The sequence below is a fragment of the Terriglobus sp. ADX1 genome (assembly GCF_036877645.1).
Lineage (GTDB): Bacteria > Acidobacteriota > Terriglobia > Terriglobales > Acidobacteriaceae > Terriglobus.
Window position 1 is genome coordinate 1 of record NZ_JAEDXV010000044.1, and the last position, 22,426, is coordinate 22,426.

The 22,426-nt window shown below is 58.0% G+C and carries 22 protein-coding genes; 18 read left to right on the plus strand and 4 right to left on the minus strand.

The window, feature by feature from the left end; translation table 11 throughout:
* The first annotated feature begins 117 nt into the window (after positions 1-117).
* Together JAO32_RS18680 and JAO32_RS18685 are read left to right on the plus strand one after the other, a co-directional pair.
* Positions 118-819: a Crp/Fnr family transcriptional regulator gene (locus tag JAO32_RS18680; RefSeq protein WP_334243219.1), complete on the plus strand. Its 702-nt coding sequence runs from the start codon at positions 118-120 to the stop codon at positions 817-819.
* A gap of 20 nt (positions 820-839) precedes the next feature.
* A complete protein-coding gene (locus JAO32_RS18685; RefSeq protein ID WP_334243220.1) occupies positions 840-1,922 on the plus strand; it encodes a purine nucleoside permease in 1,083 nt (360 codons plus the stop codon).
* 163 nt (positions 1,923-2,085) lie between these two features.
* Here the strand turns inward: JAO32_RS18685 and JAO32_RS18690 are convergent, their stop codons facing one another.
* Positions 2,086-2,781, minus strand: a complete 696-nt coding sequence (locus tag JAO32_RS18690; protein ID WP_334243222.1) for an epimerase — start codon at positions 2,779-2,781, stop codon at positions 2,086-2,088.
* A gap of 93 nt (positions 2,782-2,874) precedes the next feature.
* Here JAO32_RS18690 and JAO32_RS18695 point away from each other — a divergent pair, with 93 nt between their 5' ends.
* From JAO32_RS18695 to JAO32_RS18745, 11 genes are all read left to right on the plus strand, one after another.
* Positions 2,875-4,404 carry a carboxylesterase/lipase family protein gene (locus JAO32_RS18695; protein ID WP_334243224.1) on the plus strand — a complete coding sequence of 510 codons (1,530 nt, stop codon included), beginning with the start codon at positions 2,875-2,877 and terminating at the stop codon, positions 4,402-4,404.
* Positions 4,405-4,811: 407 nt separating this feature from the next.
* Entirely contained in the window at positions 4,812-5,099 is a 288-nt protein-coding gene (locus JAO32_RS18700) for a putative signal transducing protein (protein WP_334243226.1), read from the plus strand.
* Between the two features lie 283 nt (positions 5,100-5,382).
* Positions 5,383-6,078 carry a 7-cyano-7-deazaguanine synthase QueC gene (gene queC, locus JAO32_RS18705; protein ID WP_334243228.1) on the plus strand — a complete coding sequence of 232 codons (696 nt, stop codon included), beginning with the start codon at positions 5,383-5,385 and terminating at the stop codon, positions 6,076-6,078.
* 92 nt (positions 6,079-6,170) lie between these two features.
* Positions 6,171-7,292 carry a tetratricopeptide repeat protein gene (locus JAO32_RS18710; RefSeq protein WP_334243230.1) on the plus strand — a complete coding sequence of 374 codons (1,122 nt, stop codon included), beginning with the start codon at positions 6,171-6,173 and terminating at the stop codon, positions 7,290-7,292.
* 113 nt (positions 7,293-7,405) lie between these two features.
* Positions 7,406-7,783 (plus strand): hypothetical protein, encoded by a 378-nt coding sequence (locus JAO32_RS18715; protein ID WP_334243232.1) that lies wholly within the window; start codon positions 7,406-7,408, stop codon positions 7,781-7,783.
* Between the two features lie 46 nt (positions 7,784-7,829).
* Positions 7,830-9,374, plus strand: a complete 1,545-nt coding sequence (locus JAO32_RS18720; RefSeq protein WP_334243234.1) for a hypothetical protein — start codon at positions 7,830-7,832, stop codon at positions 9,372-9,374.
* 35 nt (positions 9,375-9,409) lie between these two features.
* Positions 9,410-10,861 carry a glycoside hydrolase family 125 protein gene (locus JAO32_RS18725; RefSeq protein WP_334243236.1) on the plus strand — a complete coding sequence of 484 codons (1,452 nt, stop codon included), beginning with the start codon at positions 9,410-9,412 and terminating at the stop codon, positions 10,859-10,861.
* 47 nt (positions 10,862-10,908) lie between these two features.
* A complete protein-coding gene (locus JAO32_RS18730) occupies positions 10,909-11,496 on the plus strand; it encodes an XdhC family protein (protein WP_334243238.1) in 588 nt (195 codons plus the stop codon).
* Positions 11,493-12,116 (plus strand): nucleotidyltransferase family protein, encoded by a 624-nt coding sequence (locus JAO32_RS18735; RefSeq protein WP_334243240.1) that lies wholly within the window; start codon positions 11,493-11,495, stop codon positions 12,114-12,116. Before JAO32_RS18730 ends, JAO32_RS18735 begins: the two co-directional genes overlap by 4 nt.
* A 23-nt stretch (positions 12,117-12,139) precedes the next feature.
* A complete protein-coding gene (locus JAO32_RS18740) occupies positions 12,140-12,748 on the plus strand; it encodes an HD domain-containing protein (RefSeq protein ID WP_334243242.1) in 609 nt (202 codons plus the stop codon).
* A 3-nt stretch (positions 12,749-12,751) separates the two neighbouring features.
* Entirely contained in the window at positions 12,752-13,834 is a 1,083-nt protein-coding gene (locus JAO32_RS18745; RefSeq protein ID WP_334243244.1) for an ATP-dependent DNA ligase, read from the plus strand.
* Here the strand turns inward: JAO32_RS18745 and JAO32_RS18750 are convergent, their stop codons facing one another.
* Together JAO32_RS18750 and JAO32_RS18755 are read right to left on the minus strand one after the other, a co-directional pair.
* Entirely contained in the window at positions 13,835-14,002 is a 168-nt protein-coding gene (locus JAO32_RS18750) for a hypothetical protein (protein WP_334243246.1), read from the minus strand. It abuts the gene before it with no gap.
* Positions 13,999-15,348 (minus strand): DNA polymerase domain-containing protein, encoded by a 1,350-nt coding sequence (locus JAO32_RS18755; RefSeq protein WP_334243248.1) that lies wholly within the window; start codon positions 15,346-15,348, stop codon positions 13,999-14,001. Before JAO32_RS18755 ends, JAO32_RS18750 begins: the two co-directional genes overlap by 4 nt.
* A gap of 373 nt (positions 15,349-15,721) precedes the next feature.
* On the opposite strand from JAO32_RS18755, the gene JAO32_RS18760 reads away from it, so the two are divergent.
* Positions 15,722-16,087: a hypothetical protein gene (locus JAO32_RS18760; protein WP_334243250.1), complete on the plus strand. Its 366-nt coding sequence runs from the start codon at positions 15,722-15,724 to the stop codon at positions 16,085-16,087.
* 287 nt (positions 16,088-16,374) lie between these two features.
* Positions 16,375-18,147: a lytic transglycosylase domain-containing protein gene (locus JAO32_RS18765; protein WP_334243252.1), complete on the plus strand. Its 1,773-nt coding sequence runs from the start codon at positions 16,375-16,377 to the stop codon at positions 18,145-18,147.
* Between the two features lie 17 nt (positions 18,148-18,164).
* On the opposite strand, the gene JAO32_RS18770 is transcribed toward JAO32_RS18765, so the two are convergent.
* Positions 18,165-19,334, minus strand: a complete 1,170-nt coding sequence (locus JAO32_RS18770; RefSeq protein ID WP_334243254.1) for a carboxypeptidase-like regulatory domain-containing protein — start codon at positions 19,332-19,334, stop codon at positions 18,165-18,167.
* 289 nt (positions 19,335-19,623) lie between these two features.
* Between JAO32_RS18770 and lpdA the strand changes: the two genes are divergently transcribed.
* From lpdA to JAO32_RS18785, 3 genes are all read left to right on the plus strand, one after another.
* On the plus strand, positions 19,624-21,042 hold the full coding sequence (gene lpdA / locus JAO32_RS18775; protein ID WP_334243256.1) for a dihydrolipoyl dehydrogenase: 1,419 nt from the start codon (positions 19,624-19,626) through the stop codon (positions 21,040-21,042).
* 63 nt (positions 21,043-21,105) lie between these two features.
* The gene (gene lipB, locus JAO32_RS18780; protein ID WP_334243258.1) at positions 21,106-21,855 is read left to right on the plus strand and encodes a lipoyl(octanoyl) transferase LipB; all 750 of its coding nucleotides are present in this window, start codon (positions 21,106-21,108) and stop codon (positions 21,853-21,855) included.
* Positions 21,856-21,956: 101 nt separating this feature from the next.
* Positions 21,957-22,426: biotin/lipoyl-containing protein (locus JAO32_RS18785; RefSeq protein ID WP_334243260.1), on the plus strand; the 470-nt coding region annotated here is incomplete at its 3' end.

Below are 22,426 nucleotides of genomic sequence, written 5' to 3' on the forward strand. Positions count from 1 at the left end.
CGACGACCGCCTCACGCGTACATTCGCGTGCAGACCCGTCACTGTGACGTGTGCGTTTTCATGCCCTTTTCCCGGGGGCAAACGCTCGCGATTGCAGGACAGTAAGGAAGCTGCACGATGCCCCCGCGCTCCAATCGCCTGCTGGACACTTTTTCGCCTGAGTTGCACCGAACACTTTCCTCCATGGCGCGCTCCGTGGAACTTCCCAGGGGCAGCATTCTCTTCACTCCGGGAGAAGCCCCATCCGGTGTCTATTTCCTTACCTCCGGAGTCGCCACCATGGTCGTCTCCGTGGCCGACGGCAGCACGGCAGAAGTCGGCGTAGCAGGCCCCGACGGCGTCATCGGCGCTGTAAACCTGCTCGGCCCGCAAACGGCTGTAGCGCAATGTTTCATGCAGATTCAGGGGCACGCACTGCGCGTCACCATGGCCGATGCCCGCAAACTCTTCACCGAGTCCGAAGAGTTCCGCACACGCATCCTCGAGTACGTGCAGACCGAAACGCTCCTCACCTCGCAGCTTGCCGCCTGCAACAAACTGCACCAGAGCACTGAGCGCCTTGCCCGCTGGCTCCTCACAGCCGCCGACTGCACTGGCAGCGACACCCTCACCCTCACGCAGGAATCGCTCTCGCAACTGCTGGGCACACGCCGCACCACCGTGGCACTCGTCGCGGGAGAGATGCAGCGCAACGGCCTTCTGCGATATCGCCGCGGCATGGTGCAAATCGCCAATCGCGACGCGCTCGCGTCCACCGCATGCGATTGCTACAGCGTGACGAAACGCCTGCTGGAGGGCCTCTATCGCAGCCGTGCATAGCATTCGCGCTACCATCAAATATGCGCGTAATTCATGCACTTCTCGCGGCATCGCTCCTCAGCGGCGTTGCAGCCGCACAGGCAAAGATTCCAGTAAAAGTCGTCGTCGTAACCATGTTTGAGGTCGGCAACGACACCGGCGACACTCCCGGCGAATTTCAGCACTGGGTCGAAGGCGAACACCTCACCCATCGCTACGCCATGCCCGCCGCATACCACGACGCGCTCATGAACGACGACGGCGTACTCGGCATCGTCACCGGCGTCGGCACCGCACGCGCCTCCGCCACCATCATGGCGCTCGGCACCGATCCTCGCTTCGATCTTACGCATGCCTACTGGGTCATCGCAGGCATCGGCGGCATTGATCCCAAACAGGGTTCGCTCGCATCCGCCGTATGGTCTGACTGGATCGTCGACGGCGACATCGCCCACGAAATCGACGTCCGCGAAGTCCCAAAAGACTGGCCCACCGGCTACGTCCCTCTGCGCAAGTCCACACCATATGAAAAGCCGCGCACCGACGAGAACGGCATCGTCTTCCACCTGAACACCGGCCTCGTCGACTGGGCTTATAACCTCACCCGCAACGTAAAACTGCCTGACAACGCAGATATCCGCGAACGCCGCCAAAGCTTCGCAGAACCCAACGCAAAGAAGCCGCCCTTCGTCCTCCGTGGCGAGAACCTCAGCGCCAGCACCTTCTGGCACGGTAAGTTACTGAACCAATGGGCGCGCGACTGGGTCAGCTACCAGACCGACGGCCGCGGCACCTACGCCATCTGCGGCATGGAAGACACCGGCACGCTGCAATCGCTCACATGGCTCGATCGCGCAGGCAAAGTCGACGCAAAGCGCGTCCTCGTCCTCCGCACCGCCAGCAACTACGATCAGCAGCGCGAAGGCATCACCGCCGCAGAATCACTGGCAGAAACCAAGATCACCAAGTACTCGGCCTTCCTGCCCTCGCTCGACTCCGCCTACCGCGTAGGCGATGTCGTAGTGCGCAACCTCGTCACCAACTGGTCAACCCTTCGCGACCGCATGCCGCAATCAACCCCGGAAGGCCTGCCTGGCCCCGTGAAGAAACCTTCCGTCCCGTGAACGGGGGACCCAGCTTCGCAAAGCGAAGCTCCTACGGTCGAAGACCGTCATCCTGAACGAAGCGAAGCGGAGCTGAAGGACCTGCATTCCTGTCCCGCTCTACAACGCCGCAGGAAAAGCAACACCACCTAACAGCCACCGCGATAAGCGCCAAAGGCGCTCCCTACGCCGTGCGACCAAGCGAGTTAATCCCCGCAGTATTCCAAACACGTTGCTGCGGCGTTTCTCTTGCCACACGCAACATCGCGCGTCCCACCGTCTCCGTATCCGTCGCCAACTTAGGAAACTTACCTAACAGCCACACCAGCGGAAACAGCGCGCGATAAAAGAAGTTGTACACCGCCACCTTCGATCGAATGCCATGCTTCGCCAGGATCAACCCCGGACGAAACGCATACGCCGCACGAAACGGCATCGCCATCAGCGCATTCTCCACGCCGCCCTTCACACGCGACCACATCGTCTTGCTATTCGCATCCGTGCCTTCGCCAGACACATACACAAACACCATCGAAGAATTGCGCTCCACTAACACACGCGCCACAGCCAGCGTCAGGTCGCGAGTAATGCGCGTGTACTCCGCTTCCTTCATACCCACCGACGAAACGCCCAGCGGAAAGAAGCAAGCGTCATAGCCCGTGAGCGCGGCGGCCAGTGAAGCGAAGTCAAGCGCCGCAAACTCCTTCGGACAAACCAGCTCGCGCAGCTTCGGACTCTTGCGATCCACAGCGCTATCCACCGATGCATCCAGCGCGCGCCGACTCACTGACAGCACTTCAGAAACACCCGTATCCAGAAGGCATTCGCGCAACACACCCTGCCCCACCATGCCGCTGCCGCCAAACACAATCACTCGCATACGGAATGCGATGCCGTGAAATCCCGTGAAGATTCCCCAAATTCAGCAACATGCGGTTGGCGCAGCCTTCCGGGGCGTTCTATCATCGCGCCTATGCGCTGGCTCATATGCAGTTCCACTCGGAAGATTGCGGTCGCAACCCTTGCCCTCTCACTCAGTCCCTGCATCGTCGCGCAGAAATCCGTCTCTACAGAAAGCGGAGACCTCATCGGCAAATCCGAAGGCAACGTGCGCAGTTTCCTCGGCGTGCCTTATGCCGCGCCACCGCTCGGCCCCTTACGTTGGAAAGCCCCTCAGCCTGTTACGCGCAGTGAGAAGCCGCTGGCTGCTGACAAGATCGGCCCGGCCTGCATGCAGAAACTCTCGCGCAGCCACCTGCCCTGGACCGAAGCCTTCATGGTGCAGAACGACATCAGCGAAGACTGCCTCACGCTCAACGTGTGGACCGCCGGTTCACTCAGCGGCCATCGCCCTGTGCTGGTGTATCTGCACGGCGGCGGATTTGTGGAAGGCAGCGGCGGCATCGCCAGCTACGACGGCACGCAGCTCTCAAAGAGCGGCCTCGTCGTCGTCACCGTCAACTTCCGCCTCGGCATCTTTGGTTACTTCGCCAGCTCAGCCCTGCGTGCAGACAGCGGCCACGACAGCGCAGGCAACTACGCCTTGGGCGACCAGATCGCCGCACTCGATTGGGTAAAGAAGAACATCGCAGCCTTCGGTGGCGACCCGCAACGCGTCACCGTCGCAGGCCAAAGCGCAGGCGCAGAAGCCGTCGCAGAACTGCTCGCATCACCTAAGGCGAAAGGTCTCTTTCAACGCGCCATCCTGAACAGTGATCCGCTCCTGTGGCCCGCCACCACCGTAGCTTCACTGGAAGACACAGCCAAGCTTGGCGACGCCTTCACCGCCACATACGGCGGCACGCTGGATGCTCTGCGCGCTGTTCCCGCAGAGACATTGCTCAACGCACCCGATGCTCCACCGAAACGTCCCGTCGTCGACGGCTACTGGCTTACCGAACAGCCCGGCGACGATCTCATGCATCCCGTAGGCAGCGACGTTCCCGTCATGCTCGGTTGGGTAAAGGACGAAGGCTTCCCCACGCAGAAGCTCTCCGCAGAAGCCTTCCGCGCCGACGCGACAAAGAAGTACGGCGACAACGCCGAACACTTCCTCAAGCTCTATCCCGCCGACGATGACGCACAGACAGCCAAGAGCCAGATACAGGCAGGCCGCGATCGCAACATCGCCATCGCAACCCTCTACGCCGACGCCTACCAGCGCCGACGCCAATCCTCCGTCTACCTCTACTGGTTTGCACGCACACCACCCTGGAAAGCGCATCCTGAGTTCGGCGCACACCACACCGCAGAGGTCCCATACTTCTTCGAAACGCTCGATCAGGTAAAGGACCGCGACTACGAAGACGCCGACTACGCCGTAAGCAAAATCGCAGCCGGCGAGTGGCTGAAGTTCGCCGCCACAGGCAAACCCTCATCCACATGGGTCCCCGCACAACACGGCGGCGGCCCCTTCTACGTCATCGACACCACACCAAAAACTCAATCGCAACTCGACGCCGCAAGAGCCGCCTTCTGGAAAGCCACCCTGCTGAAGCATTAAGCAAAGAGTGAAAAGAGTGATTTGCTGAAGCATCAAAAGGTGGATGCCCCAGGTTCGCGAAGCTAGTCCGCGCAGCTTCCACGGCGAGAGGCCACCAGCTTCGCGAAAGCGAAGCTCATACGGTCGAAGACCGTCATCCTGAGCGAAGCCGAAGGACCTGCATTCCTCGCAACCCACTACAACGTTGCGCGAGAGCCAGAACCAGCTTCGCGGAAGCGAAGCTCATACGACCAAAGGTCGTCCTCTTTCGGAAGGGCAGGGCTTCAGCCCTGCCGTCAACGACTCAGCCAACGAACGGCTTTAGCCGCTGAGGGAATGCCTCACACCTCCAGGCAAATCCAAAAACAAACAAAGCACCCATGAACAGCCCGAACAGCGTCATATCGCTTATAGAAAAGAGGTTGAAGATGGCACAGCAGAACGAAGACTTCGTAACCGTTGCAAGCTACTCCGAAGTAGGCGAAGCATCCGTAGCGCAGAGCGTGCTCGACGGAGCCGGAATCGACTCCTTCCTCAGCGGTGAAGAAGCGAACATCCTGCTTCCCGTCAGCGGAGCACGTCTTCAGGTACGCGCGGAAGACGCCGAAACGGCCCGCGAACTTCTGAACAACGTCCCCCTTTTCGTGGAAGACGGCGTAGCCGTGGGCGAAACCGCTAAGGGAGCCTCTCTCGCAGACAACGGCGACGAACTCTAAAAGCTGTCAAGCACCTAACCCACCCAAGCCTAACAAAGCAAAAGAAATAGAGTTGGCATGGTATTTCCGTCGAACAACTAAAATAGAAACAAGGGAAATAGCTAGAAGCGAAAAGCCAACAGCTAAAGGCTTTAGAAAGACGATTTTGCCCCTAACCCCAATAAAAAGACGATTTTACAGCCACCAAAAGCGTAACTCCAATAGAAAGACGATTTTAGAAAAACAAGGGGGAGGGGTACCCCCTCCCGGCCAGCCATTCACACGCGCAACTTAGAATTGAGCCATGAGCAACGAAACGCGCCAGAAAGCAGTGGTCTGCCTGAGCGGCGGTATGGATTCCACCGTATGCGCAGCACTGGCGGCACGCGACTACGACGCCTACGCCCTCCACTTCTCCTACGGACAGCGCACCGAAACGCGTGAACTGAAAAGCGCCAGCGGCGTAGCGGAAGCACTTGGATTCAAACGGTTTCTTCAGTTACGGATGGACCTCTTCCGCCAGATTGGCGGATCAGCGCTGACAGACACTTCCATCGCCGTCCCGGACGCTCCAGAGGACGAGGGGAAGATCGGCGATGCCGTCCCCGTCACCTACGTCCCGTTCCGCAACGCCCACTTCCTCTCCGCCGCAGTGAGCTGGGCAGAGGTCATCGGAGCCAAGACCATCTTCATCGGAGCAGTGGAACAGGACAGCTCCGGATACCCCGACTGCCGCCCGGCGTATTATGACGCCTTCAACGAATTAATACACCAAGGCACAGCAGTGGGCGATATTCGGGTGGAAACGCCACTCATCCACCTCCGCAAGCGCGAGATCGTGCGTCTGGGTGTTGAATTGGGTGCTCCGTTACATGTAAGTTGGTCGTGCTACTCGGGCGAGGAGTTCGCCTGCGGAGTGTGCGAGAGCTGCGTTCTACGGCTGCGGGCATTTCAGGAGGCTGGCAGCACAGACCCGATTCCCTACGCATCCAAGCGTTAGGGCAGTGATTCGCAACTTCGGCAACCCATTTTACGTTTGCATTCAGAGATACCGGCCTCAACAGCCGGTGACAAGCAAGGAGCAGGACGACCATGAAGTCTCGCATTCTTTCCGTAGCCGCGATGGTGGCGGTTCTTTCGCCGGCAAGCCTGGCATTCGCTCAGCAACCGCAGGATCAGCCCGGCAGCATCCACGGTCACGTGCAGAACGCCGCAGGTATGGCGCAGGGCGTCGGCGACGTCAAGCTGACCACCGACCGCAGCACCTCCGACGACAAGACCCGTAAGTACGAGTACAGCTTTCCGGTCGACGCAAATGGCGACTTCAAGGGCACTGGCATCAAGCCCGGCAAGTACGTCATGTTCTACATCGTGAAGGGCGCAACGGTCGACTACATCAATGATGTAGAGGTCAAGCCCGGCGAGGACACCGCCCAGAACGACGACATGACCCGCGAAGAGTTCCTGAAGGCCATGACGCCGGAGCAGAAGAAGCAGCTTGAGGAGTTCAAGAAGGCCAACGCCGCGACCGTGGCCGCTAACAAGACCGTGGCCAACCTGAACGGCTTGCTGACCGGTGCGCGCGAGGACGAGAAGGCGGGCAAGTATGACGACGCCATCGCCAAGATGACCCAAGCCACACAGCAGAAGCCGGACGAAGCCATCCTGTGGCTGGAGCTGGGCAATGCTCAGCTTGGTGCCAAGAAGTTCGATGATGCAGCGACCAGCCTGCAGAAGGCAGCCGACACGAACGCCGCCTCCAAGAAGCCGAACCCATCCATCTCCGGTAGCGCCTACAACAACCTGGGCCAGGCTTTGGTGGGCGCCAAGAAGCCGAACGATGCGCTTGCTGCGTATGACAAGGCTGCTGCCGCTGAACCCGCGAAGGCTGGCGTGTACTACTACAACGAAGCCGCCGTCCTCTACAACAGCGGCAACCACGATCAGGCCGCTCAGGCAGCGGACAAGGCAATCGCCGCTGACCCGACCAAGGCTGAGTCCTACTACATCAAGGGCCAGAGCCTGATCGACAAGGCAACGCTGGATCCCAAGACGCAGAAGATGCAGGCCCCGGACGGCTGCCTGGAAGCCTACCTGAAGTATCTGGAACTGGCTCCGAACGGCGCCCATGCCGCCGACGTACAGGGCATCGTCTCCGCCTTCGACCAGAAGCAGGTATCGGACTTCAAGGCCAATAAGGGCAAGAAGAAGTAACTGCAAGAACAAACAGGAAATGGCCCCGGGACCTCCGGGGCCATTTTCTTTTGCGGGATAAGGATAGTTATCGCGGCATCGTTCCCAAGGCTGCGATAATCTAACCGACTACCATGCGCTTGTTCCGCGCCACCTTCGCTGCTTTTGCAGGTGCCTTTCTGGCACTTGCGCTTTACCTTGCGTGGTTCTTCCAGATCACCCATCACGACACGCCGTGGGATGGTGCGCCAGTCAGCTTCATCGCACTGACATGCGTTGTTGCTGCGGTCTTCGGATTACTGGGCGGATGGGTCGCAGCGCGGCTCTCACCGGAAACCCAACGAGGATCGGCAGAGGGCGCAGCGGGATTCATGGCGTTGGCTGCCCTGTTCGCCGAGACCCATACCCCCGGCCAACACCACTACGCGCAGATGGTAGCCCTGCTGGTGATGGCGCCGGTTGCGTTTTTCTTCGGCCGTCTCTGCGAGCAGCGCGCCACAGCGCGCAACTGATATCACGACCTTCTTCATCGCGTGACCAACTTGGTAGGCTGTCGGCATGCGTTTGTTTTCCCGGCGTGACTTTGTTCTGACTGGCTCCGCGACTGCTGCTTCCCTGCCGACACTCCTGCGTGCACAAACCCCGGATGCAATCCCAACCGCAACACTGAAGGTTGGCACAGAAGCCGGTGCAAAGGTTCCCTCAGACTTTATCGGCCTCTCCTACGAAAGCATGCAGTTGGAAGACCCGTCCTTCTTCTCGCCAGAGAACATCAGCCTGGTGCAGCAGTTCCGCAATCTCGCCAGCAAAGGCGTACTGCGGCTTGGTGGCAACACCAGCGAGTTCAGTTGGTGGAAGGCAACAGATAATGCGACTGCGCCGACACGCACAGAATCACCATGGAAGGCAGAAGGAGAACCAACGGCTGCGACCATGTTTGCCATTACACCGAAGGCCGTGGATAACCTCGACGGCTTCCTGAAGGCCACAGGTTGGAACTGCATCTACGGCCTGAACCTTGGCTACGGAACACCAGACGTAGATGTAGCTGAAGCGACCTACGTGATGAAGCGCCTTGGTCCGCGCCTGCAATACTTCCAGCTTGGTAACGAGGTGGATCAGTTCAAGGGACATCTGCGCGATCCACAGACATGGAATGTAGACACGTATCTGGACGAGTGGCTGAAGATTGCCCGCGCCGTGCAGAAGGCTCTACCCGAGGCGAAGTTCGGCATGCCGGATGTGGCTGCTGACGTGACTTGGCTGACACAAATCGCGGATCGCTGGGCCGCTATTGAGGACAAGCCTAATGTGGTGACACTGAGCCATCACTACTACTGGAGCGGGCCACCGTCGAACCCGGAAGCAACGATAGAGAATCTGCTGAAGCCAGATCCTAAGGTCGCGGAATACGCCGTGGCGACAAAGGCAGCAGCCGCAAAGGTCGGCGCATCTGTGACATATCGCATGACCGAGGGCAACACTGTGTATCGCGGCGGCAAACCGGGCGTAAGTGATGTGTTCGCCGCAGCGCTATGGGGTGCGGAGTACCTCTTCCAACTGATGCAGGCGGGCTACTGCGGTGTGAATCTGCATGGCGGATCGGGCCATGCGCAGGCAGTCAGCGTGGGCGGTGTGTTTCATGGTGAGGCGCTTATGAAGGACCCCACGGCGCCGCATCCCAAGCCGTTCTATACGCCGATTGCCAACGAAGGCACTCTGGCCGGGGCTGGTGTGGATGGCAAGCTGAACAACAAGTTCCTGCTGGAGCCGGTGGGATACGGCATGAAGTTTGCCGCCACATTTCAAGGCGTGACTATGCTGCCGGTAACGCTGGATGCAGGCAAGATCAATATCACTGCGTACGCCGGGAAACGTGCGGATGGCAAAACGATCGTGGCCATTCTGAACAAGGAAGCCGCAACACCGGTTCGCATTACCGCACCCTACTTCGACACGATTCAGATACTTATAGCACCAGCACTGGATGCGCATGAGGCGCATGTAAATACCGTAGTGAGTGAGACCAGCAGCCGAAGGACAACAGAGGGCCAGGTGTTCACCCTGCCGCCGCACATGGCGACATTGATCGTGATGCATTGATGCGAAGTGTTGCGGGAAGCAGGTAAGCTGGCTGCATGGTTTCGCATGTCGATCGCCGCAGCTTTCTCCGTAACTCCGCCACGCTAGCCTCAGGAGCAGCTTTCTTTGCAAAGACAAACCTTCTTGCGCAGTACACGAAGCGCGATCTGACACAGCGTCCTGCAGAGGGTGAACGGCTGTTTCGTTCGCAGACCGTGGAAGACGCGATTACATCTGTGAGCCGCGACATTGCCGATCCGCAGTTGCGTACAATCTTTGCGAACTGCCTGCCGAACACGCTGGACACCACGGTGTTTCCGGGTACACGTGATGGCAAGCCGGACACATTCGTAATCACCGGCGATATTGACGCGCTGTGGCTGCGCGATTCTTCCGCGCAGATGCATCCTTATCTGCCGTTTGCAAAGAGCGATGCGAAGCTGGCCACAGTGATTGAAGGCCTGATTCATCGCCATGCGATGTGCATCCTGTTGGATCCGTATGCGAATGCGTTTCGTCGTAATCCCACGGATAAGCCGCTGGACTGGGCCGTGCAAGACGCAACAGATCATAAGCCTGGCGTGGGCGAACGCAAGTGGGAAGTGGATTCGCTTTGCTATCCCATCCGTCTGGCGCATGGCTACTGGAAGGCCACCGGCAGCACCGCTGCATTCGATAGCGAATGGGTTGCGGCGATGCAGCTTGTGTTGAAAACTTTCCGCGAACAGCAACGCCTGCATGATCGCGGGCCGTATCACTTCCAGCGGCGCGCAGAGAATCCTACGGACACCGTGATTCTGAGCGGCTATGGTGCACCGACGAAGCCGAATGGAATGTTGCATTCCATCTTCCGCCCTTCGGATGATGCATGCACTTATCCGCTATTTGTTCCGGCAAACCTGTTTGCGGTAGCTGCATTGAACATGCTGGCCGAGATTGCGAAGACGATTGGCAATGCGCAGCTTGCGAACGATGCTGCCTCTCTCGCAAATGAAGTTGCAACTGCGACGAAGGCCTATGGGCAGTTGAAACATGCTCGCTTTGGCGAGATGTATGCGTATGAAGTGGACGGCTTTGGCAATGTGAACTGGATGGATGATGCCAATGCACCGGGCCTGCTAAGCATTGCATACCTTACCGGCATACCGTTAAAGCAACCGGTATATGGCAACACACGCGCGTTTTCGCTGAGCGACATCAACCCGTATTTTTTCAAGGGCTCGGCAGCGGAAGGCGTCGGCGGACCGCACGTAGGCATGGATTACATCTGGCCCATGAGCATCACGATGCGTGCGTTGACGAGCACAGAAGACGCAGAAATCCTGAGTTGCCTGAAGATGTTGCGCAACACCACTGCCGGCACCAACTTCATGCACGAGGCATTTCACAAGCACGATCCTGCGAAGTTCACGCGACCGTGGTTTGCGTGGGCAAACACGCTGTTTGGTGAACTTGTGTTGAAGATCCGCACAGAACGGCCCGCACTTTTGCGACAGACGATGGCCTGAGACCTCTGGTGATTGAGGCAGCGGAAGACGCATCATACACTTGCAGTATGGGTCTGAAAGAGCGCCGCGACATTGCCCATTTGTATGGACACACGCCGCGTGGCGTTCTCTTCACACTCGTGGAGATGCGCGGAGGCTCGTCTCATACCGCGGGAGCGCGACTTTACAGCGTAGTGGATGGCCGTAGTGCGGGCTCTGTTTCTGCTGGATGGATCGAAGCAGAATTACTGCAACGTGCTGATTCGGCTGCGCGTACCGATGCGCAGATGAGGATCATTCGTACTGCCGGTGCTGAGGCACATCTATTAGCAGAACCTTCTGACACGCCTGAAGTCGTCGCTTTGATGGAAGCCGTTGAAGCGACGTTGCAGGGTGAGCTACGCTCCGTTGTTACGGTGCTGCCCGAAGCCGGTATTTCTCTGCTGCGCTTTGTCATGGACGAGCGTGGAGATGTACTTTTCGCCAGCGACTTGCTGGAGACGGAAGACCTTGTGCCCATGCGGCGCGCTGCACGAAGTTCTACACATGGCGCAGTGCACGCACTTGCGCAGAGACGCATATTTGTGGAGCACCTGGAGCCAGCGGGTTCAGAACAGGAAATAATGAACAACACACTGCACACGGAGAAGCGATGAGCCGGAGAGTTGCAGCGCTGGTGCTGGCGGCAGGCGCATCCGAACGGTTAGGGCAGCCGAAACAACTGGTGCAGTATCAGGGTCAACGCCTGATGGATCGCGCAATCCGCATGGCGCACGAAGCGGGCGCTTCGCCTGTTTTCGTTGTGCTGGGCGCAGGCTACGAAGCGCTTTGGGAAGTGTTGCAGGGCAATCCCTATGAGCCACGCATCTTAATCAACAAAGCGTGGAAGCGCGGTATGTCCACTTCCATTGCACTGGGCGCCTCAGCAGCGGAACGTGTGGACGCAGACGACCTGCTGGTGCTGACCTGCGATCAGGTAACGGTCACCGCAGAGCATCTTCGACGGCTAATGGAAGCTTCACATCGCGAACATGTTGTGGCTTCGCACTACTACGAACGCCGCGGTATTCCTGCGCTCTTTCCAAGTTTCAGCTTCCATGCGCTACAGGAACTAACGGGCGACATAGGAGCTCGCGAGCTATTACAAGATGACGCTGTACTGACCGTACCGCTTCTTGGCGGCGAATTTGATGTGGATACCCCGGCCGATCTCGAACGTTTGCAGATGATGCAAGCAGAAGAGGATCCCAGTTACCTGATGCCTCCAGTGGAGTGACGAGTTGCGTTAGACTCAGCCGCATGTATACACGAGAATGCGCCTGGGAACTGCTGAATGAATGGACTACCTCGCCCAGCCTGATTAAGCACGCATTGGCAGTGGAAACATGCACACGCAGCTACGGTAAGTGTGAGGCGGAACGGCTGGGTCTGAGCGGTGAGGCTGCCGCTGAATTGATTGAGAAGTACAGTATTGCTGCCCTGCTGCATGATTTTGACTACGACCGGCATCCATCGTTGGAGGAACATCCTTTCGTTGGCAATCGTGTGTTGACGGAGCAGGGATGGCCAGAGGAGATTCGCCATGCGATCCTGGCGCATGCTTCGTACACCGGTGCCGCACGCGAAAGCCATCTGGACCGCGCGCTGTTTGCCTGTGATGAATTGGCTGGATTTCTTACCGCGTGCGCACTGGTAAAGCCCACGAAGAGCATTCTCGACGTGGAAGTGGCAGGTGTGAAGAAGAAGATGAAGGACAAGGCTTTCGCGCGTGGTGTAAATCGTGAGGACATTACAGAAGGCGCGACATTGCTGGGCATTCCGATGGAAGAACATATTGAAAACTGCCTGCGGGCCATGCAGGCAAATGCCGCCGAGCTTGCTCTGGAGGGTGTAGCTGCATCCAACTGATGCATGAGCCTGCTTGCACAAGCGCCGATTCTTCCCATGCTGGCCAAGCGTGTGGACACCATCCCTGAGGACACGCAGCATTGGAGTTTTGAGCCTAAGTGGGATGGATTTCGTGCGCTCATCTTTCGCGATGGCGACGATTTGTTGATTCAAAGCCGCGACGGCAAGCCACTGGATCGCTATTTCCCAGAGCTTCGCGAATCACTGTTGCAGCAGTTACCACAGCGATGCGTCCTGGATGGCGAAATTGTCATCGCGACCAAACACGGGCTGGACTTCGATCTGTTGTCGTTGCGCATTCATCCGGCGGCATCGCGGGTAAAGATGCTCGCTCAGCAGACACCTGCGTCTGTCGTATTTTTCGACATGCTGCAGAATGGCGATCACGATCTTCGCGAGGTTCCGTTTCGCGATAGGCGCGCAGCTCTGGAGCAGGTGCTTGCCCATGCCAATCCGCCGATCCATCTGACACCTGCGACCCGGGATCGATCTGTGGCGAAAGACTGGTTCACACGATTTGAGGGAGCTGGTCTTGACGGCGTGATGGCAAAACCGTTGGAAGGACCGTACACGCCGGACAAACGAACCATGCTGAAGGTGAAGCATGAACGCGATTGCGATTGCGTCGTAGCAGGCTTTCGATGGCACAAGAATGGAGAGGATGTAGCCGTTGGCTCTCTCTTGTTGGGGCTGTTTGACGATGCGGGCGCGCTCCAGCATGTCGGCGTGTGTGCGAGCTTCACCGCGGCAAAGCGTAAGGAGTTAACAGAGTTTCTCGCGCCGTATCGCGAAGATGCCTTGGCCCATCATCCATGGAAAAACTGGGCGGATGCCGCAGCGCAAGCCGGTGGACGCATGCCCGGAGGCCAATCACGATGGAGCGGAGGCAAAGATCTTTCGTGGGTGCCGATACGACCAGAGCTGGTGGTTGAAGTCGCATATGAACACATGCAGGGTGATCGCTTTCGCCACCTGGCGCACTTCCGCAGATGGCGGCCAGACAAGGCACCGAAGGACTGTACCTACGCGCAACTGGAAGTGGTGCCGGCAGCAGAGTTGATGCACATTTTTCCCGAGCGCAAGTGATCAACGATTGCGAAAGAGAATCCATAGCACCACTACCACCACTAAAGTGATGAGGGCGCTTCCCGGCCAGAAGAAGAAACCAGTACGCGTGGAATAACCCATAACAATACAGCCTGTGAGCGAAGTACAGACAAGAAACAACACGGATAACACGGCGATTGGCTTCATTCCTTCATCCTTTCTGAACGCCACGCACGCGTTGGATCATCATCAGGATCAGGCGGTTCCTGCAGTGGCCGCATCTCCTCTGGCACATGACGCAGATTCACCCGAATGCGATACCAGACGTACGCAGAACCACGCATGCGGTCCACCAGAATGTCATCCTCGGCGAGCTGCTCTGCGGCCTCAGGATATTTTTGTTTCCAACGATCCAACCCTTCCTGCGCTGCGGCTTTATCTGGCGATTGCGCAATCACCAGCAGAGGCATAGCGGATTTTCTTCTTCCTGTGGCACGAGACTTCTTTGCAGATGCAGCAGGATCGGCGTCTTCACCTTCTTCCGTGTCGGGCTTCTTCGCTTTGGATGGCTGAACCCGTTTGCCTTCATTCCACTGCTTCTTAAAGTGCGGAGGCCATGGCGCATCACCAATGCCATTCGCCTCATCGCGTAATGACATCTCGAGCAAGGCATCCAGCGAACCTGCGTTTTGATCCATTGCTGCCTGAGGATCACCGATCTTACTGAAGCGTTCCGGCACCGTGAGCACGGTGAACTCTGACGGGTCACATTGCATGACCTCATCCCATGCGAGCGGTGTGCTCACGCGAGCATCCGGCAGCGGACGCACACTGTATGCACTACAGGTAGTGCGATCCTTCGCATTTTGGTTGTAGTCCAGAAATACACCGTGGCGCTCTTCCTTCCACCATTTGCTGCTGGCCATGGGATGTCGCCGTTCCACTTCGCGTGCCAGCGCAAGCGCGGCACGACGGACATCCGTAAAACTCCAACGCGGATCAATGCGCACGTTGATATGAATGCCGCGCGAGCCACTGGTCTTGGGCCATCCCACCAAACCTGCTTCGTCCAAAAGCGACTTCACCTGCATGGCGACAGAACACACATCGCTCCACGCGACACCGGGCTGCGGATCGAGATCGATGCGAAGTTCATTGGGATGATCCAGATCGTCCGCAGTAACAGCATGTGGATGCAACTCAATGCACCCGAGATTAACGATCCATGCCAACCCCGCCGCGTCATCCACCACGACTTCTTCCGCTGTACGGCCAGAGGGGAAACTGAGCGTGACCGTACGCAACCAATCCGGCGTATCTGATGGCGCGCGCTTCTGATAGAAAGGCTCCTTTTCCGCCCCATCTACAAATCGCTTTAGCACAATGGGCCGATTGCGGATGCCGTTCAGCGCACCGTCTGCAATGCTCAGGTAATAGCGAACGATATCGATCTTCGAAAGCTGCACGCCGCTCGTGAAGTACGGCTTGTGCGGATTGGAGATGCGTACGCTGCGGCCCGCAACTTCAATCCACTCCTCTTCCGGCTTGGCCATGTGCATCCCTCTCGCAATTCATGGGATGCGTCGCCAGCAGAGTAAGGTTTGGTTGGCATAAGATTCGGACACATCTGAATCGGAGGTTTCTGATGCGCGCAGATTTCACGTCGATGCTGTTGCGACGGCACTGAACGCGATGTAACGCCTGAATCTATCCGTTCTTCATGCAAAGAGCATGCAGACATACACTGACGGCAACGAGCCAAAGGATCTGCGGGGTTGGCAACGGCAAGAACGGATCGCTGCATCTGGCTGCAAGGGGCGACGCATTGCTGGTTTTGCGGGCTGAGTAAGAACGTAGCGACAGTGCCGAACGGAGCGACCGATGATACTGGCGTGGTGCATTGCAGCAACGGTGTGTGCAATAGCGATGGCTGCAATTCTGTTGAGTCCGTCTGTATGGAGGAGCGACAGGAAGTTATCCATCACGCAGTTGCTGCTGCTGACGCTGCTGGTACTGCCTGGACAGGCGCTTCCGCCGGTTCTACTCTGGCTCGCGTGGAAAAGAACGTATTACATCATCCCGTTCCTTGGGCCACCGATCCGCGTGGGGATGGCAGCCGTAGGTTGGGCTATCTGCGCTCTGTTGTTCAGTTATCTTCCTACGGCTATCTATGCGTTACGTAAGCGTACGCACTGGCGCTGGCTTCCACTGCATCCCCTTGGAACCATCTGGATGCTCTGGCAGGCATGGGAAACCGCGCGCATGCCTGAATCGCAACGAAGCACCGATTAAACGAGGTGAGCACCGCGTCTGGCCACATCGCGCAACAAACTCGCGATGAGACAGGGGAGAATCACCGTAATCGCAATACCTGAGAAGAGCAAAAGCAAAGAATCCATAGGACTATCTACCTTTTGAAATCACCTGCCCGTCGTATACCAAGGCAGCCAACAGCATCACTTCGCAGCACACAATGCGAAATCGCACAAAAGCCTACTCCCACATACCACTGGTAATCAACCGCTGCTACCACCTTTGGGTCACCCCACGGATTGGAGGACCGGAGATGCGCCAATTCTGTGGCCGCCGATACAATGGCGGGAGTGCCGATGATCCAGCTTTCGTCCCGAATCCGACCCCTTGCGGCCATCGCGGCTTCGGCATGCACCGTATTCCTGATGGGATGTCCGCAGCAGCCGGCGGCGAAACCTCCCGTAAACGCCACTGCTCCGGCACTCCCGAAGACGGTGGGCGGCAATAATGCGCAAACGGTAGAACAGACAAATCCACGGATTGGCAACCTGATCCAGCAGGTGGATCGCTCCTATCGCAGCGGTGTGCAGAACTACCGCACAGGCAATCTGGACGCAGCACGCAATGATTTTGACCACGCCGTCGACCTGATGTTGACCAGCGGTCTTGATATCAAGGCTGATCCCACCCTGAGCGATGAGTTCGAGCGCACAGTGGATGCAGTCAACGCGTTGGAGATGGACGCGCTGAAACAGGGCAACGGCTTCTCTCCCAAGCAGGAAGAGACACCCCTGGAAGCCGTTAACGACCTGACCTTCTCAGACGCCACACCGGAACAAACAGCCAGCCTGAAGAGCACATTGAACACCACTTCGGACTTGCCGCTGGTCATTAACCCGGAGGTCGCGGGCTACATCAACGCCTTCGCCAACTCCCGCTCCTTCACAGCTCACATGCGCGCTTCGCTGGAGCGCCTGGGTAAGTACAAGGACATGATGCAGGGCGTGCTGCGCGAGGAAGGCGTACCGCAGGACATGATCTATCTGGCCGTAGCCGAATCCGGCTTCCAGCCGCAGGCTCTCAATGCCTCCAGCGGCGCGGGCGGCATGTGGCAGTTCATGCCCTTCAAGGGAGCCTACGGTCTGGAGCGCAACGGATACTTTGACGAGCGTTTCGACCCGGAAAAGAGCACCCGCGCATACGCCAAGTACATGAAGGGACTCTACGACCAGTTTGGCGACTGGTACCTGGCGATGGGCGGGTACGACTGGGGTCCAGGCAACATGCAGCGCGCTGTACAGCGCACCGGATACGCCGATTATTGGGAGCTGTATCGCCGCAACGCGATGCCGCGCGAGACGAAGAACTACGTCCCGCAGATTCTGGCTGCCATCCTGATGGCGAAAAACCCGGAAAAGTATGGCCTGACCGATCTGCATCCGGCTGCCCCTGTTCTCTACGACACTGTCACCGTGGACTACGCGATGGATCTTCATCTGGCCGCTGATATCACCGGCGCGAGCATGACAGATCTGGTCGGCCTGAACCCCGCACTCCTGCGATTGAGCACGCCCGACGGCACTCCGTTTGACCTGCACATTCCGAAAGGAACGAAGGACAAGTTCAACGAACGCATCGCCGCCATTCCGGTGGAGAAGCGCTCCTCATGGCGCTTCCACGAAGTCGTCGCAGGCGAATCACTGGATCAGGTGGCGCAGCTTTACAAGGTGAGCGCAGCAGACATTCTGGCCGCCAACGATCTTCCCGCGAACTCTGCAGTAGAAGAGGGCGACGACCTGGTAATTCCGGTGGTCTCCGCATCCTCCTCCAACCTGCATCCGCTGCAGTACACCACGCGCCGCGGAGACACACTGGTGACCGTGGCTGACCGTTTCAACGTGACCACGGAGAACCTCCGCCAGTGGAACCACTTGGGCTCCAGTACGCTGCCCGTGGGACGCAAGATCTACGTGGCTGAGTCGGTGCGGCTGGCTCCGGGTGCTCGTGGACGCAGGACAAAAGCCACGCCTTCAAAGAAAAGGACTACGGCATCACGTTCAACAGCGAAGAAGACACAGAGCCACAAGAAAACAAAATAAAGCCGCCGTGATTCAGATTACGGCGTTCCTGAAGCGGGTTTGCCGTTGCCCGGCACGTTCGTTGTCAGTTGCTTGGTGACGAATTCTCGAATCAGGTTCTGCATGGCACGTCCACCAATGCCGATAGCCGCATTCTGGAAGACCAGCCCCGCCCCTCGATCGTTCGCAGGATAGTAGAGGTTCGATAGAGCACCGGAACTTAGATTGCCCAGCAGGTAGGCATAGTTCGGCATGGTCGTGCCTTTGTCGCTTCGCGCCACGAACGCAGAGCCAATCGCATGAAAAACACGTGACCGTGTCGATCCGGACCCCTGATAGAAATACCGCGGATCCTGGCGGAAGACGGAGGCGAAGACTGCGCGGCCTAACAACTCGCCGGTGCGCCCGTTTGCAAACTGTGCTCCCCAACGTTTGGCGTATCCCTCCGCACTTCCACCAAAGTCGGAATGGACGTCAGCAGCCTGCTGAATCCCGGCGGCAGCACTGACTTCGACAAAGGTCATGGGATCGAACATCTTATGCAACGCCAGCTTGTACTTCTGCTTTGCATTCATGGGCGCCGCATCCCAGATGTAACTCACGTAAAAGTTAGGGAAAACACCAAAGACACGTTGTTTTTCCTGCACGCGAATCTGCTCTTCAGCGATCTCTTCTGTCGGTCGCACTGTTATCTCTGTCGCATCGGATCCTACCGTCAGCCGGATTGGTGGCGCCTCCAGAGCCTCCCCCTCCATCACGGTGACCCGCTCGGTAGTGACTTGGGAAAAGCCCTTTCGCTCGACGCGCAGTCGATAGTTTCCACCCGGTATGCCGTGAAATTGAAAGACGCCCCCCTCATCCGTCGAACCACTCTTGTAAAGCTCCCCGGCTTCTCCCAGTAGTTCGACCGTCGCCCCTGGAATACCGGCCAAATCGCTATCCGTGACCGTTCCGGCCAGGGTCGCATTGCCCGAAGGCAGCGGCACGGGAGACCGGTGGCTTTGATCGACGTGCGAGGTGTTCTGTGGGGCGGGCGCATCAGGCAGTCCCTTCGCGACAGCTTCGGCTATCTGCGTCTGCGCGTGTACTTGCAACACCGTCAGTCCAGAAGGCACACAACCCAACAGAAGCAATACTCGAAGCGTACGGAGCTTAGCCTGTTTCGACTGCTTCTTCATTACTTCAGTGTGTCGAATCTTCGTCTGCAAGCTTCTTCTCCGCCGGGCTGGGTCTTAGGCCCGCCCTCTTTCATTTTGACGCCACTAGACGCATTATGTCGTTTTATGACGCCACAAGCGTCCGGATTTTAGCTGGAAATTTGTTTTAGTTCGTACCAATGCCCCAATCCGCGAACGGACCTGGACGCTTTACGGTGTCAGTTAGATCGTGAAGGCGGAAGGCGTACTCTAATATCAGGGCGTGGACCAAGGTCCATGCGGCGGCCGGGCCAGTCGGGAAAACTCCATGACATCCGGTCTGCGATCTGGAGAAAGATTCGTGGCAGAGACCATCTTTGATGTGGCCGTAATTGGCGGCGGCCCTGCAGGTTATTCGTGCGCATTTCGCGCGGCGCAGTACGGACTTAAGGTTGCCCTGATTGAATTGAGTGACAAGCTTGGGGGCACCTGCCTCCATGTAGGCTGTGTTCCCACCAAGGCAATGCTGCATTCTGCAGAAATCTTCGACCATGCCAACGAAGCCACTATGTACGGCATCGATGGCATTGGCAACGGCACAGTGAACTGGCCGCAGGTGCTCAAGCGCAAGCAGGACATCATCAACAAGCACACTGCAGGCCTGCAGTACCTGGTCAAAAAGAACAAAGTCACGCTCGTCCGCGGCACCGGCAAACTGACCGGCCCGGCGAAGAACGGCGTGCACACCGTGGATGTGGAGTTTGAAGGCAAGAAGCAGCAGGTACAGGCGAAGAAGATCGTTCTGGCCACTGGCAGCGACGCCCGCATGATTCCCGGCTATACCGCCAACGACAAGATTCTGACCAACATCGAAATCCTCTCGCTGGACAAGCTGCCGAAGTCGCTCGTCGTCATCGGCTCTGGCGCCGTGGGCGTTGAGTTTGCGTCCGTCTTCAAGAGTTTCAATTCCGAAGTGACGATCATTGAGATGGCAGATCGCCTGGTTCCGGTGGAAGACGCAGACATCTCCAAGGAGTTCCTGCGCCAGTACAAGAAGCGCGGCATCGATAGCCACGTATCCGCGAAGGTCAACAAGATTGAAGAGACCAAGACCGGCGTGAAGGTCCACTTCACCACCAGCGATGGCAAGGACAACATCAAGGAAGCCGATAAGGTTCTCGTCGCTATCGGCCGCGCACCGCGCACCGCTGGCCTTAATCTTGAGTCCACAAAGATTGAAGTGGATCGCACCGCTATCAAGGTCGACCAGTATCAGCAAACCGCCGAGCCCGGTATCTACGCCATCGGCGACATCGTCTCGGGTCTGCCGTTGCTGGCTCACTCCGGTTCCATGTCCGGTGCGGTTGCTGCGGCACACATCGCTGGCAAATATGCACGCCCCATCAATCGCCTGCGCATCCCCGGCTGCACCTACTGCGAACCGCAGATTGGTAGCGTGGGCCTGACCGAAGCCGCTGCAAAGGCCGCAGGACACGAAGTGAAGGTGGGCAAGTTCCCGCTCGCCGGAAACTCCAAGGCCACGATCCTCAATGCACACGACGGCTTCGTGAAGGTCGTTGCAGATGCCAAGTACGGCGAGATTCTTGGCGTACACATCATCGGCCCCTTCGCGACAGAGCTGATCGCAGAAGCAGTTGTTGCAATGGATGCTGAGATGACGGTGGAAGAGTTGATGTACACCGTCCACGCGCATCCCACGCTGAGCGAAAGCCTGCTTGATGGCTACTCGGCGGTCTACGGCATGTCGTTGAACGCGTAATCCATCCACAATCAAAAGGACGCCGCCACACGCGGCGTCCTTCTTCATGCACTTGAGTTTTCCATGATCGTGAATCTCCTCAATCTCGGTCGCACCAGCTACGAAGAGGGCCTGCGCGTACAACAGGATCTGGTCGCGGCGCGCAAAGCAGGCAGCATCGCGGACACTCTCGTTCTTCTGGAGCACCCACCGGTTCTTACCCTCGGCCGTAACGCCCATCGCGAAAACATTCTGGCGTCCGACGAAGTTCTGAAGAACAAAGGCGTAGAAATCCACGAAATCAACCGCGGCGGCGACGTGACGTATCACGGCCCCGGTCAGCTCGTCGGTTATCCCATCGTCGATCTTCGCGGTGACTTGCCTGGCAAGAAAGGCCCACACCTGGGCCCAGTCGATTTCGTTCGTTTGCTCGAAGAAGTGCTCATCCGTACCTGTCGCAACTTCGGTGTGCAGGCCCAGCGCATCAAGGGCCGCACCGGCGTATGGACCATCGGCGGAGGCTCTGTACTCGAAGGCAAACTCGCAGCCATCGGTGTTCACGTCTCTCAGGGGGTCACCTCGCACGGCTTCGCGCTCAATGTCACCACCGACCTTCGCGACTTCCAATGGATTGTCCCCTGCGGTATCACTGACCGCATGCCGACCTCACTCGAAAGCGAAGTAGACGATCCAGCCTTGCTCTCACCCACGATGGAGAGCGCGCGCAACATGGTTTCCCGCAACTTTGGCACCGTTTTCGAACGGCAGATGCTCGCAGTGGAATCGCTTGAGTCGCTACTCCAACAACCGATACTCGAACCAAACGTGCGATAACCGTTCAGACATGCGCGAGCTATAGCTGCCGCTCTATAATCTTCTGGTCTGGAATAAAGGCCCGTAAGTGGCCATCACGATCACTTTTACGAAGGAATCTCATGGCAACCGAAGTCGTCATGCCCCAGATGGGCGAATCCATCACCGAAGGCACCCTTACCAAGTGGCTGAAACAACCGGGCGACACGGTCGCGCGAGACGAACCCCTCTTTGAGATTTCAACCGACAAGGTTGACGCGGAAATCCCCTCGCCTGCAGCAGGCGTGCTGAAGGAAATCAAGGTGAAGGAAGGCGATACTGTCGCCATCAACACCATCGTGGCTATTTTGGACGCGGAGGGCTCCGCCGCCGCTCCGGCACCTGCCGCCACACCGGCTCCGGCCGCCGAAGCACCCAAAGCAGCAGCGGCTGCTGCTCCTGTAGCAACCACCGGCGCAAGCACAGATGTTCTGATGCCGCAGATGGGCGAGTCCATCACAGAAGGCACCATCACCAAGTGGCTCAAGAAGGTTGGCGACACCGTCAAGCGTGACGAGCCCATCTTCGAAATCTCCACCGACAAGGTCGACGC